14 protein-coding genes are annotated in these 13660 nt (G+C 31.2%); 6 read left to right on the top strand and 8 right to left on the bottom strand.

Annotation, left to right across the window (positions count from 1 at the left end; genetic code table 11):
- Nucleotide 1 precedes the first annotated feature (1 nt).
- The 7 genes from ST1E_RS02470 to fdxA are packed head-to-tail and all read right to left on the bottom strand — an operon-like array spanning nt 2 to nt 4090.
- Nucleotides 2-778: a peptidylprolyl isomerase gene (locus tag ST1E_RS02470; RefSeq protein WP_041185970.1), complete on the bottom strand. Its 777-nt coding sequence runs from the start codon at nt 776-778 to the stop codon at nt 2-4.
- Between the two features lie 17 nt (nt 779-795).
- Complete coding sequence (locus ST1E_RS02465; protein ID WP_015389667.1) at nt 796-1065, bottom strand: BolA family protein; 270 nt, start codon at nt 1063-1065, stop codon at nt 796-798.
- Nucleotides 1065-1601 (bottom strand): inner membrane-spanning protein YciB, encoded by a 537-nt coding sequence (locus ST1E_RS02460; protein ID WP_015389666.1) that lies wholly within the window; start codon nt 1599-1601, stop codon nt 1065-1067. The genes ST1E_RS02465 and ST1E_RS02460 overlap by 1 nt, the downstream gene beginning before the upstream one ends.
- 35 nt (nt 1602-1636) lie before the next feature.
- Nucleotides 1637-2269, bottom strand: a complete 633-nt coding sequence (nth, locus tag ST1E_RS02455; RefSeq protein WP_015389665.1) for an endonuclease III — start codon at nt 2267-2269, stop codon at nt 1637-1639.
- 16 nt (nt 2270-2285) lie between these two features.
- Complete coding sequence (locus tag ST1E_RS02450) at nt 2286-2912, bottom strand: RnfABCDGE type electron transport complex subunit B (protein ID WP_015389664.1); 627 nt, start codon at nt 2910-2912, stop codon at nt 2286-2288.
- 45 nt (nt 2913-2957) lie between these two features.
- Nucleotides 2958-3755 carry a ferredoxin--NADP reductase gene (locus ST1E_RS02445; RefSeq protein ID WP_015389663.1) on the bottom strand — a complete coding sequence of 266 codons (798 nt, stop codon included), beginning with the start codon at nt 3753-3755 and terminating at the stop codon, nt 2958-2960.
- Nucleotides 3756-3766: 11 nt separating this feature from the next.
- Entirely contained in the window at nt 3767-4090 is a 324-nt protein-coding gene (gene fdxA, locus ST1E_RS02440; RefSeq protein WP_015389662.1) for a ferredoxin FdxA, read from the bottom strand.
- A 141-nt stretch (nt 4091-4231) separates the two neighbouring features.
- Here fdxA and pncB point away from each other — a divergent pair, with 141 nt between their 5' ends.
- From pncB to accD, 5 genes are all read left to right on the top strand, one after another.
- The gene (pncB, locus tag ST1E_RS02435; protein WP_015389661.1) at nt 4232-5401 is read left to right on the top strand and encodes a nicotinate phosphoribosyltransferase; all 1170 of its coding nucleotides are present in this window, start codon (nt 4232-4234) and stop codon (nt 5399-5401) included.
- 82 nt (nt 5402-5483) lie between these two features.
- Nucleotides 5484-6476, top strand: a complete 993-nt coding sequence (locus ST1E_RS02430; protein WP_015389660.1) for an HD domain-containing protein — start codon at nt 5484-5486, stop codon at nt 6474-6476.
- Nucleotides 6477-6679: 203 nt separating this feature from the next.
- Entirely contained in the window at nt 6680-7876 is a 1197-nt protein-coding gene (trpB, locus tag ST1E_RS02425) for a tryptophan synthase subunit beta (RefSeq protein ID WP_015389659.1), read from the top strand.
- Between the two features lie 10 nt (nt 7877-7886).
- Nucleotides 7887-8714 carry a tryptophan synthase subunit alpha gene (trpA, locus tag ST1E_RS02420; protein ID WP_015389658.1) on the top strand — a complete coding sequence of 276 codons (828 nt, stop codon included), beginning with the start codon at nt 7887-7889 and terminating at the stop codon, nt 8712-8714.
- Nucleotides 8715-8762: 48 nt separating this feature from the next.
- Nucleotides 8763-9620, top strand: a complete 858-nt coding sequence (gene accD, locus ST1E_RS02415) for an acetyl-CoA carboxylase, carboxyltransferase subunit beta (protein ID WP_015389657.1) — start codon at nt 8763-8765, stop codon at nt 9618-9620.
- 37 nt (nt 9621-9657) lie between these two features.
- Here the strand turns inward: accD and ST1E_RS02410 are convergent, their stop codons facing one another.
- Nucleotides 9658-12243, bottom strand: a complete 2586-nt coding sequence (locus ST1E_RS02410) for an Rne/Rng family ribonuclease (protein WP_015389656.1) — start codon at nt 12241-12243, stop codon at nt 9658-9660.
- Between the two features lie 489 nt (nt 12244-12732).
- On the opposite strand from ST1E_RS02410, the gene ST1E_RS02405 reads away from it, so the two are divergent.
- Nucleotides 12733-13656: an RluA family pseudouridine synthase gene (locus ST1E_RS02405; protein WP_015389655.1), complete on the top strand. Its 924-nt coding sequence runs from the start codon at nt 12733-12735 to the stop codon at nt 13654-13656.
- Nucleotides 13657-13660 lie beyond the last annotated feature (4 nt).

The following is a 13660-nucleotide window of genomic DNA, read 5'->3' as shown; positions in this document are numbered from 1 at the left end:
TTTACATATTAATCTTCGACTTACTTCGCAAATCACTTTGATATTCGGATACAAGTTTTTGTTTCAAAATATCTTCTATTTGTGATTTAATCTGATCTAGCTCAGGAAATTGTACAGATCTTATATCATCAAGTTGTATTATGTGCCATCCAAATTGAGTTTTTATCGGTTTTTGTACAATTTCTCCTATATTAAGATCTTTGATTGAATCTGAGAAAGGTTTAACGTAGTTATCCAGTGATCCCCATCCAAGATCTCCGCCATTTACTGCACTTGCTGTATCTTTAGAATTTTCTTTAGCTAATTTTTTAAATTGACTAGCATCCATCTTGATAATATTAAGCAATTCATTAGCTTGTTTTTCTGTATCAACTAGTATGTGACTTAATTTAAATTCCCTCTTTGTGGATTGCTCTTTTTTTAATCTGTTATATTCATTTTTTATGCTTGTTTCTGATATAGGATGTTTTTTTATATATTCAGTTAAAAAAGTTCTAACTATAATGCTATTTTTAGCCAAATCTATTTCAGTTTTTACATCCGTTCTTTCAGAAATACCAGATTTTTCTGCTTCTCTTAGTAGTACTTGTCTATTTATCAATTCTTGTTTTACTTGTTCTCTAAGCTGATCAGATTCTTGAGCTCCTTGAGCAACAAGTAGTTCTACAAATTGTTCCATGCTATTTTTAGTAATTGGTATTCCATCAACTGTTGCTATATTTTTAGAGAATGCTGGTGTTGTTAATAATATAAATAACATTATTATTAGCTTTTTCATTATTATCCTTTTATATTTTACGGTTTAGTATTTATAGCAAGAGCATGAATCGGGAATGGAATTAAGTCTCTTAAGCATTTATATACAAGCCTATGTTGTTCTATAGTAGACAGATTTATAAATTTATCTGACATTATTGTTATATAGTAATGTCCAGCTGAATTATTATTGTGATTTTCGTGCATGCTAGAATCATCTCTTATACTAAGATATGTTGGTTCTAGACAGGCTAATCTACTTTCTATGATCTCTGTAATTGTATCTGATTGAATATTATTAATTGTCATTATTTTATATGTTTCTTAAAAAACATGAATTGTATTACAAAAAATATTGTAAATACTATCGGGAATCCTATGGTCTTGAATATTACCCATTCTTTTTCACTAAAAAGATCAGAAAATGCTATTAGTATGTTTATGAAACCCATTGTTATGAAAAAACATATCCAGAATTTATTTATATAATTCCATATTTTTTGTGAGAGCTTGATTTTATTTTCTAATGAAGAACGTATGATATCTTTTTTAAAATTATCCTGTAAAAAAAGTATTGTAAGTCCCATCATCCAGTAAACTATTGTTGGTTTAGATTTTATAAATATGTCGCTCTCAAGAAAAATAGTAGTACTACCGAGTAGTATAATTATGACATTGCTAATTACATTTATTTTTTTAATTTTAAATTGAAAAAATTTTGTATAAGCTAATTGAAATATGCATGATAATACAATTACCTTTGTGGCTATATATATATTATTTGTATACATATAAGCAGAGAAAAATAGAGCTATTGGCAATAGATCGGATATAATTCTTTTCATTTGATTTTGTTTCTAGATCGATATTCTATTAGCAATTAAATATTATTATAATATTCACACAAATCTTTTATGATGCATTGATTGCATTTAGGTTTACGTTTTATACATATATATCTCCCGAATAAAATCAGTAAATGATGGGCATTGTGTAAGTATTTTTCTGGCACATTCTTAACAAGTTCTTTTTCAACATCAAGAGGATTTTTGCCTTTTGCTATGCCGGTTCTATTTGATACTCTAAAAACATGTGTATCAACAGCTATAGTCGGCTGATTAAATGCAATATTTAGAACAACATTAGATGTTTTTCTTCCAACTCCTGGCAAAGATTCTAACTCCTCTCTGGTATTTGGTACTTTGCCTCCGAATTCATTAACTATTAAATCACAAGTTTTTAAAATATTACGAGCTTTCGTATGATACAATCCTACCTTTTTTATGAGATTTTCCATTTTCAATATTCCAATACTTAACATTAATTCTGGAGTTCCATAATCAGAAAATAATATTTTTGTAGCGGAATTAACAGATTTATCAGTGGATTGGGCAGACAACATAACAGCTATCAATAGTTGAAAGTCTGTGTAGTATATAAGTCCAGTCTTTGGTGCAGGATTAATTCTTTCTAATCGGTCAAAAATTTTCTCGCATGCATTATTAATGTTCATAGGATTTATAATAATTTTAGCTAGTTCTTATATTTCTTGCTTTATTCAATATTCTTTCAATTAATAATTTCTTTTTATCTTCCTCATGACAATCAATATCTTTGTCTTGATATTCATTCCCAGAATTATCATTCATCAGGCTATGTTTATTGATTGAGTTCTTGTTCATTCTATTTTTCGTGTCTTCATAGTGTTTACGTGCTATTTTTGCGTCTTTTTTCCCCCATATCTTATCTGAAGATTTCATCTTTATACAATCAACTGGGCAAACTGGTAAACATAACTCACACCCAGTACACCAATCTTGTACTATAGAATGCATTAATTTATTGGATCCAATTATGGCGCTTACAGGGCATGCTCTTACGCACAATGTGCATCCTATACATTCATCTTCTTCTATATAAGCAACCATTAATTGTTTTTTATGGTCCTCAATATTCGGTTGATCAATTTTTTCTAATTTTAACTTGTAAGCAATCTCTTCTGTAACAGATTTCCCACCTGGATCACACAGACTTATATTAGCATTTTCAATAACTATTGCACTAGCATAAGATATACAATCCTCATAACCACATTTTCTGCATTGAGTTTGTGGTAAAGAATCATCTATTATTCTAATTAATTCCTTAGTTGACATATTTTTTATAGAAGATCTCTAAATTGATTTGATTTCTAAAATTAATTACCAATAATTTTCCATTACCAGATTTTTAACATTATCAGAAGTTTTTGTTGTGAATCCTCTCTCAATTAATATTTCACGCATATCTGATAACATTTCTGGATTTCCACAAAGCATAACACTAGAACACTTGCAATCCAATGTTTCTTTGGCTGTCTTTTCTAAAATCCCATTTCTCGTGATTATAGGTAAACGGTCGTGTAGGTATTGTGTGTTTTCTTTTGTTATTATTGGCACATAAGTTAATGTATTTCCAATATCATACTGTTCTGTCTTTATTTTGTTTATTATTGTCTGATAGGTTAATTCCTCTACTTTTCTAACGCTGTGTACAAGTATAATTTTTCTAAAATGACTCCAGGTTTTTTTATCTTTTATTATGGATATGTAAGCAGATATTCCGGTACCAGTTGCCATTAGCCATAAGTTGTCATTATTTCCTTGAAACTGGTCTATTGTTAAGAAACCAAAAGATTGCTTTCTGACAAATACCTCCTGACCAATTTCTAATTTTGATAAAATCTTGCTAAATTGCCCATTCGGCACAATGACATAATAAAATTCCAGTTCATCCTCATCTGGAGAGCTAACCATTGAATATGCTCTCCATAGTATGTTCTTATCTTTGCTATCATTTTCAATATTAAATCCAATGCGTGTAAATTGCCCTGCTTTGAAGACAAAATTTTCATCTTTGGTTATCGTTATAGAAAATAATTTTTTATTAACCCATTCATTTATATTTTTTATCTTTTGGATAGAGTAACTATGATTATTATTTAACAAATTTACTATCATGTAGTGCGTACCTATTTTTTTAAAAATTTGAGTTTATTTGGTATTCCATTCCATTTATCAGCATCGTAGTATGCTTCTTTGGATCTTGATATGTTATTAAATTTTTTTGATAACTCACTATTTATTAATATGAATATCTTTTGTTCTTCTGGCAAATCTTCTTCATATAAAATGGCATTAGCCGGACATTCAGAAACACATACAGCACAATCAATACACTCATCAGGATCTATTACTAAGAAATTTTCTCCTTCTCGAAAACAATCAACAGGGCAGACATCCACGCAGTCTGTATATTTACAGTTTATGCAGTTCTCAGTAACAACATGCGTCATCCTATAGCCTTTAATTAGTAGAATATACAATAAAAAAAGATAATAATGTATCATTAAAAACTTGTTTGTTTTTATATTTTTAATTATTCCTTTTATAAATTTAAAATTGCATCGTTTTTTTGCTGGAAAAGTTTACTCCTTATGATAATAACTTCTTTGCTTGATACAGATTTGTATAAATTTACTATGATGCAAGTTGTATTGCATCATTTTCCTTCTGCGCAGGTTGTTTATCGTTTTAAATGCCGCAGTATTGGAGTAGATTTAGCTTCTCATATTGAAGAAATAGAGAAGGAAATAAGTCACTTGTGTACTTTAAGATTCACCGATGAGGAACTAAATTATCTGGAGAGATTTAGATTCATAAAGAGTGATTTTATAGATTTTTTAAGACTATTCTATTTACCAGAAAGATGTGTCTCTATATCCAACGGTAGTAATGATGGAGAGATAAGTATTACGGTAAATGGCCCTTGGTTGCATACAATATTATTTGAAATATTCATCTTAGCTATAGTGAATGAAGTTTACTTCCGTAATAAAAACATAAGCTTAGAAGAGGGCAGGAAACGTTTAAGATCTAAGATTAATTTAGTACTAAAAGATTCGGATTTAATAGATTTTAGAATTGCTGAATATGGTACTAGACGTAGATTTTCTAAGTTATGGCATGATGAGGTTGTTTCCACGATGAAACAGTGCATGGGCAAAAACTTTATTGGCACGAGTAACGTTATGCTCGCAAAACGTTATGATGTCTCTCCATTAGGAACTATGGGTCATGAGTATTTACAAGCTTGTCAAGCTCTTGGACCTAGGCTTAGAGATTCTCAGGTATTTGCCTTTGATACATGGGCAAAAGAGTATAGAGGGGACCTAGGAATTGTTTTATCAGATGTATATGGAATGGAAGCTTTTTTAAGAGATTTTGATACTTATTTTTGCAAGTTATTTGATGGGGTTCGTCATGATTCAGGTGATCCATTTGTATGGGGAGATCGTTTGCTAGATCACTACTCAAAAAATAGAGTGGATTGCAGAAACAAAACTTTGGTTTTCTCTGATTCTTTAACATTTCCATTAGCTATAAAATTATTACACCATTTCTCTGGTAGATGCAGAGTTACTTTTGGAATAGGCACTAATCTAACTAACGATATGGGTAATAACCCTTTACAAATAGTAATGAAAATGGTTCGTTGCAATGATCAGCCAGTGGCTAAAGTTTCAGACTCTTCTGAGAAAATAATATGTGAAGATCCTGAATATTTATCTTATCTAAGGAAAGTTTTTAATTTACCATTAATTTAGGAAATTTTATTATAATTGTGATTTTATTATTTAATGAATATTAAGATCTTGTTCTATCTGTAAATATATTTTCGGATCTTTAATGCTATTGCTACCTATATCAAAAATTATTTCAATAGATAATGATTTATTAGTTAAGGCTTGTAGCTGTTTTTATGTAAAAAACAATGAATTTAATAAAATGTTTGATATTATTTTTCCAACTTTCCTAAACTTTAGTAATCTAAAAAAGACTATAACAGCCAAGTCAGTTATTAATGATAGCAGAAATCTAAATATTCCTATTTTATCATCTAACATAGTTTATGATTCTTTGGTGACTCGAATAAGGAATAACTTAAGTCTTTTAAATTTTTTTGATGTTAGTAACAATAAAATTATTTCAACATACGAATCTAGGAGTATTAAATATATTTTTAATAAGAATTTAATGATAAAAAACATGTTGTCAGCTATGACATTAGATCTAAGAACTATCTTATCAAGGATATTATCAAGGCTGCAGCTTTTAAGTTATAGTATTTCAAAGCCAGGTTATAAGTTAATATATGATATGGAAGATACGGCTTTTAAGATGCTGTATCCTGATCAATACGGTAAAATTGCTCTATTATTTGATGATCAAAAGGCAGATCGAGAGATTTTTATAGAGAGTACCTTGAGCAAAATTAAATCTATCCTTAATAGATATGGGATTAAAGCAGAGATTAGTGGTAGATTAAAACACATATATAGCATATGGAATAAGATGTGTTTTAAGAATATTGATTTTTCCAGGCTATATGATTTAAGTGCTTTGAGAGTTGTAGTTGATGATGTAAAAACGTGTTACATGGTACTAGATATTGTTCACAAATTATGGGACCATATTCCCGAAGAATTTGATGACTATATATCTAGACCAAAACCAAATGGTTATCAATCGCTACATACAGTTGTAATAGACAAAGATAATTATTTAATAGAGATTCAAATAAGAACTTGTGATATGCATAATTTTGCAGAATATGGTCTGGCATCACATTGGTTTTATAAAAAGTTTAGAAATGTTGGTATAGATAATTTTATAGAATAAAAACAAGTAGCTTTTAATGAGTAATTTTTATCCATAATATCGTGTTCTAAGCAATCAATCATTATAGTTAATGTTTATGCAAGAGATAATATGCAAATTTTAGGACATATGTGAACATTTTGCCTAAATATTAGGTTATAATCAGCCATAGCTGGATATTTTATTAGTATTTGTCTATTTCACGTTAGCGGAGAATATTTTTCGTGAGTTATAACTATCCTGATAGTGCTGGACATTTTGGTCCGTATGGTGGAGTTTTTGTAGCTGAGACTCTTATACATGCATTGAGCGATCTGCGTTTTTCCTATGATAAATATAGATTTGATCCTGAGTTTAAAAAAGAATTTGAGAACGAGCTCAAGCATTTCGTTGGTAGACCTAGCCCTGTCTACCATGCTAGACGTTTATCAGAGTCTGTTGGCGGAGCTCAGATATGGTTTAAGAGGGAAGATTTAAATCATACCGGTGCTCATAAAGTTAATAATTGTGTTGGACAGGCTTTATTAGCACAAAGAATGGGTAAGCGTCGCATAATAGCAGAAACTGGAGCTGGTCAACATGGTGTGGCAACAGCTGCTGTGGCAGCGAGATATGGTATGGAATGCATAGTTTATATGGGTAGTGAGGATATACGAAGACAAGCTTCCAATGTTTATCGTATGAAATTATTTGGAGCCAGTGTCGTACCTGTCACATCTGGGTCCTGCACTCTTAAAGACGCTCTAAATGAAGCTATGCGTGACTGGGTTACAAATATAGACAGTACTTTTTATATTATTGGTACTGTTGCTGGTCCCGATCCTTATCCTCGTATGGTTAGAGATTTTCAAGCTATCATAGGCGAAGAATGTTTGTTTCAAATGCCTGAGTGCGCAGGTAAACAGCCAGATTATGTTGTTGCTGCCGTTGGAGGCGGATCTAATGCTATAGGTATATTTTATCCATATATTCCTTATGAAAATGTTCATTTGATAGGAGTTGAAGCTGCTGGTGATGGAATTGAAACTGGTAGACATTCAGCTTCTCTAAATGCAGGTAATGTCGGTGTTTTGCATGGTAACCGTACGTACGTAATTCAAGATAAGAATGGTCAAATTCAAGAAACTCACTCTGTTTCTGCAGGTTTGGACTATCCAGGAGTTGGTCCAGAGCATGCTTGGTTGAAAGAAATAGGGAGAGCTGACTATGTCAGCATTAAGGACGATGAAGCTATAAAGGCTTTTCATGATTGTTGTTTAATAGAGGGCATAATGCCTGCTTTAGAGTCTTCTCATGCTATTGCTCATGCTATGAAAATAGCGACAGACCTACCTAAAGATTCTATTGTGTTAGTAAATTTGTCAGGACGAGGAGATAAGGATATGCATACTGTAGCTGAACGTTCTGATATCATTCTATAGATTAAAAAACATGAAAATAAATCGAATTAAGAACGCATTTTCTAGAGTGAGAGATAGTGGTCGCAAGGCTGCTTTGATTCCTTATGTTACTGTTGGTGATCCATCTATTAGTGTAACTGTGCCATTAATGCATTCTTTAGTTAAATCTGGTGCAGATATTATAGAGTTAGGTATACCATTTTCAGATCCAATGGCAGATGGTCCTGTTATACAAAGATCTTCAGAGAGGGCGATATCTAGAAATGTTAGTATAATGGATGTCTTGAATTTTGTGGAAAAATTCCGCAATGATGATATTGAAACTCCAATTGTATTAATGGGGTATGCAAATCCTATTGAATGTATAGGGCAGGAAAATTTCGTCAACTTAGCTAAGAAAAGTGGTGTTGATGGCGTCCTTGTGGTTGATTCTCCACCTGAAGAGTCTGTTTATTTTTCTGGACTGTTAGAGAAAAATAATATGCATCAAATTTTCTTGTTATCTCCTACTTCGACAGAGGAAAGAATCAATTCTATTGCTAAAATAGCTAGTGGTTATATATATTATGTTTCTCTTAAAGGAGTTACTGGTTCTAGTAGCTTGGATGCAAGTGATGTTAATAGACGTTTAGAAATAATTCGTAAATATATAAAGATACCGGTTGGTGTAGGTTTCGGTGTTAGAGATGCAGATACAGCAAAGAAAATTTCTGTTTCAGCTGATGCTATAGTTATTGGTAGTAGAATTATAGAATTAATGGAGCAAGCATACAATTGTGCAAATGATAGAGAAAAAGATGCTTATGCTATAGAAGCTGCTGTAAACTTTATATCTACAATTAGTGATGCATTGAGGTAGTATTGTTTAGTTTGTTATTATTTTGTTTTATTATTGAGAAGATCTCAAATGAGCTGGCTGGGTAAGCTTTTACCACGAATAAATAAATCTAATGATAGTGGCACTAGGCGTGTTCCTGAGGGGCTATGGGTTAAGTGTTGCTCTTGTGAGTCTGTTCTGTATAGTGATGATTTAGTTGATAGTCTGCAAGTTTGTCCAAAATGTGATTATCACATGAGGGTATGCGCTAGAACTCGTGTCAATTATATGTTAGATGCTGAAAACAGAGTTGAGATATCTTCTAACATTAGATCAGTTGATGTATTAAAATTTAAAGATAAAAAAAAATACACTGATAGGCTAAGTGAGGCTATTAAATCTACAGGTGAATCTGATGCACTGATTGTTTTTAGTGGTTTTATGTTTGGTATTCCTGTTGTTTTGGCTTGTTTTGAATTTGAGTTTATGGGTGGGTCCATGGGATCTGTTGTAGGAGAGAGGTTTAAGGATGCTGTTCAGCATTCTATAAATAACAATATACCTTTTGTGTGTGTATCAGCATCTGGTGGTGCTCGCATGCAAGAGAGCTTATTCTCCTTGATGCAAATGGCTAAGACTAATGCTATGTTGACACTACTTTCATCTTCTAGGTTGCCATTTATTAGTATATTAACAGATCCTACTATGGGTGGGGTATCCGCTAGTTTTGCTTTTATGGGAGATGTTGTGATTGCAGAGCCAAAAGCTTTAATAGGTTTTGCAGGACCAAGAGTAATAGAGCAAACAGTTCGTGAGAAACTTCCAGATGGGTTTCAAAGGTCTGAATTTCTACTGCAAAAAGGGGCAATAGATATGGTTGTCGATAGAAGGCATTTAAAAAGGAAGATTGCCGACATATTGTCGGTCTTAATGCCTTATCATAAATAAATATTTACTGGTATTATTTGCTAAAAAACACCCATTATTATAGTAAATAATGGGTGTTTTTATTTTTATTTTTTGTTTCTACCTGTATTAAGATTTTTCTATTATTTTCTATATCATGATTACTTATATATGGTTTTCTTCCTAATTTTATAGGTGCAATGTCTTCTTCTACATTAACCTGAGGTTTTGTTTCTACCATTTTCAAGATACCTAAATGCATTCCTTGATTATTATCGGATATTTTTCTAAAAGTTTTAATTTTATCTTCCAGTGGAAGATTATCTGTTTTATCTGATGCAATACTTGGTAATTTTAATTTCAATAACTGACTATCATTATCATCTATTGTTTTTGCAATATTAATTTCAGGATTATTGTTTAACTTGTTTTTCTCTAAATCCTTATCTTGATTTATACTATCATCTGTATTTATATGTTCAGAAAAGGAATTATCTATTTTCTCTGTAGTTTTTATTAAAGAACTGTTAAAATCACGATTCTTCTTATTATGACGTCTACGGTTAGCATACTTACGTTCACTTTTTTCTGGTATTGAAATACTACTAATCTCTGAGTTTATAATAGAGCTATCTTGTGTGATTTGCTTAGATATCTTTTCTTCGTTTAGTACAACAGATTGATCATTGAAATTAATTCTTTTATTTTTTATGTAATCTTTCTTGTTATTGACTATTGGATTTATAGTTTTATCTTCATTCAAAATATCTGATTGTTTATTCACATGATTTGTCTGAAATTCTGTTTTATTATTATTTTGTATACTATTGATTTCGTTATTTGAGGTTTGTTTTCGATTTTGTGGAATTCTATTTTGTTGTTTGTTTTTATATTTGTTTTTCCTATCATTCTTTACTAGCCTATTATTTTCTGTATTTGATATATTCTCAATATTGTCGCTATTTTTTGTGTTATTTTTCCATATCCAAGATATTATTTTTTTAAAGATACTATTTACCTTAATTTTATTTATACCTCTTTTAGTTGTTGGTTTAGGTGCTGGCTGAGAAGGAGTAGCTGTTTTTACTATAGCCTCTGGACGTACTTTATCTTCTGAGTCAGAGTTATTAAATATAATGTTATCAATAGGTGCATCTATCAGTCTAAAGCTTGTCTTGTTTTCCTCAAGCTTTTGATCATCTTGTTTTAGTCTTTCAATATTATAATTTGGTGTTTCTAAATATTTATTTGGTATTAATATTAGTTTGATTTTTTGTTGATTCTCTATGTTGTTTATATCATTACGTTTTTCATTAAGCAAATAAGTAGCTACATCTACAGGAACTTGCGCATGTATGATATAAGTTCCTTCTTTCATTGCTTCTTCTTGAATCAAACGTAGTATTTGTAATGCACTTGATTCTGTATCTCTAATTACTCCAGTTCCTGTACATCTTGGACACGTTTTATGAGAATCTTCATTTAATGCTGGACGTAATCTTTGACGAGATAGCTCTATTAAGCCAAATTTTGATATCTTGCCCATTTGTACTCTAGCTCTATCTACCCTTAAGGATTCTTTTAACCTTTGCTCTACTGATCTTTGATTTTTTGAATCATCCATATCAATAAAATCTATAACAATAAGTCCTCCAAGATCACGTAGTCTTAATTGCCTAGCTACTTCATCTGCTGCTTCCTGATTAGTTCGCAGTGCTGTTTCTTCAATATCAGCACCTCTCGTGGATTTTGCAGAATTTACATCTATCGCAACCAGTGCTTCTGTATGATCAATAACTATTGATCCTCCGGATGGCAGTTGTATCATACGAGAATATGCGGTCTCTATTTGATGTTCTATTTGAAATCTTGAAAATAATGGCACATCAGATTGATAATGTTTTACGCGTTGAATATTGTCAGGCATTACTATACTCATGAACGCAGTTACTTGTTTTACAATATCATCATTATCTATTAAAATTTCACTAATGTTAGGAGAGAAATAATCACGAATTGCCCTTATTACTAGACTTGACTCTAGATAAATAAGTACTGGAGATTGATTTTCTGATGATGCCTTATCTATCGCGCTCCATAGTTGTAATAAATAAGACAAGTCCCACTGAAGCTCATTTAAAGTACGTCCAATTCCAGCAGTACGAGCTATAATGCTCATTCCTTCAGGAACAGTTAATTGTTCCATGGTTTCTCGTAACTCTTGACGTTCCTCTCCTTCTATTCTACGAGATACTCCACCACCTCTCGGATTATTAGGCATAAGAACCAGATATCTTCCTGCTAAAGAAATGAAAGTAGTAAGTGCAGCTCCTTTATTACCCCGTTCCTCTTTTTCTACTTGTACTATTAATTCTAGACCTTCTGTTATAACATCCTGTATCCTTGCTCCTTTAATATCAACTCCTTCTTTGAAATAACTCTTAGTTATTTCTTTAAAGGGAAGAAATCCATGTTTGTCTTCTCCATAATTGATAAAGCATGCTTCTAATCCAGGTTCTACTCTTGTAATGACTCCTTTGTATATATTGCCTTTACGTTGTTCGCGACCAGCTGTTTCTATATCAATATCTATAAGTTTTTGTCCATCAACAATAGCAACGCGAAGTTCTTCTTGATGCGTTGCATTAAATAACATTCTTTTCATTATTGGTATTCTCCATTACCATATGCCCAAACAGGCTTTTAATTTCTATTTAATCTGATCTTTGCATTAAATATAGCTAGATAGGTATTCTGTGTATAGGTAGATTCAATTTACAAGTTACATCCAATCTTTTTAATATTTTGTAGGGTCCATTAGCCACTTTCAAAATTATGGTTACTAGTAACTGTTTAGATAAATACTACATTTAATCTGCCTTAAAATTTCTAGGAATGCTTTAGATCAGAAAAACTAACCGCTAACTATCTTACTACTAAAAGATAGAACTAGAATTTATAGCAAATCTAGGAATTAGTTATATATATAGTAAAATTTCAATATCATTTGATACTATAGAAACTTTAATTAATTTACACAATTCATTGTGCCTGTTATATTGAGATGCTCAATAACTAATTCATTAGATTATGTTGATTATATGTCGCTTTCTGATATGAGAAAAGAAACTTTATTAACTATGTCGGTTCTATTGTGAAAAATTTAACTATTACAGAAGATCTTTATGGGCAAAGACTGGACAATTTTTTATTAAAAATCTGTAAAGGTGTACCTAAAAGCCATATTTACAAAATGATACGTACCAAGTGCATAAAAGTAAACAATAAAAAAGTTGATGCAAACTATAAATTGCAATTGTCAGATATTGTGTCTATTTTTCAACTTAAAATACCTACTAGTAACGATATACAAAACAATAAAATATTACCAAGGGAATTTTCAGTAGCTTATGAGGATGATTATTTGTTGGTTATAGATAAGCCATCAGGTGTAGCTGTTCATGGTGGTAGTGGAATATCATTTGGTGTTATAGAACAAGTAAGAGAATTTTATAAAAATAATAATTTTCTAGAATTAGTTCATAGATTGGATCGTGATACATCTGGATTGCTCGTTATAGCTAAAAAACGTAGTGCGTTACTAGCAATGCATTCAATGTTAAGAGATAGATTAATTTATAAGAAATATATTGCTTTAGTTAACGGAAGGTGGCTAAATAAGCGCCAACATATTAAGTTTTGCTTATCCAAATGGCTAACAAAGTCTGGGGAAAGACGCGTTAGGGTTGATCCAAATGGTCAGGAAGCTCATACCGCAGTAAATTTGATAAAAAATTATGGTGATAGTTATAGCCTGGTTGAAGTTGATCTATATAGTGGTAGAACTCATCAAATACGAGTGCATCTGTCTTCTGTAGGTTTCCCTATTGTTGGAGACACAAAATATGGTATTGATTTATCAAATTGTGATAAGAAAATAAATTTTAAAAGATTATTATTGCACGCACATAGTTTAAAATTTACACATCCAAATACTGGCAAAGAGACTAAGATAGTGTCGAAATTACCAAGTGATTACAGTAACATAATATCAAAACTAAGTGACATGAACTATTAAAAAG

It is taken from the genome of Candidatus Kinetoplastibacterium galatii TCC219 (genome assembly GCF_000340905.1).
Classification (GTDB): Bacteria; Pseudomonadota; Gammaproteobacteria; order Burkholderiales; family Burkholderiaceae_B; genus Kinetoplastidibacterium; species Kinetoplastidibacterium galati.
Note: the sequence above shows the minus strand (reverse complement) of the source record. Positions and strands in the feature narration are given on the sequence as shown.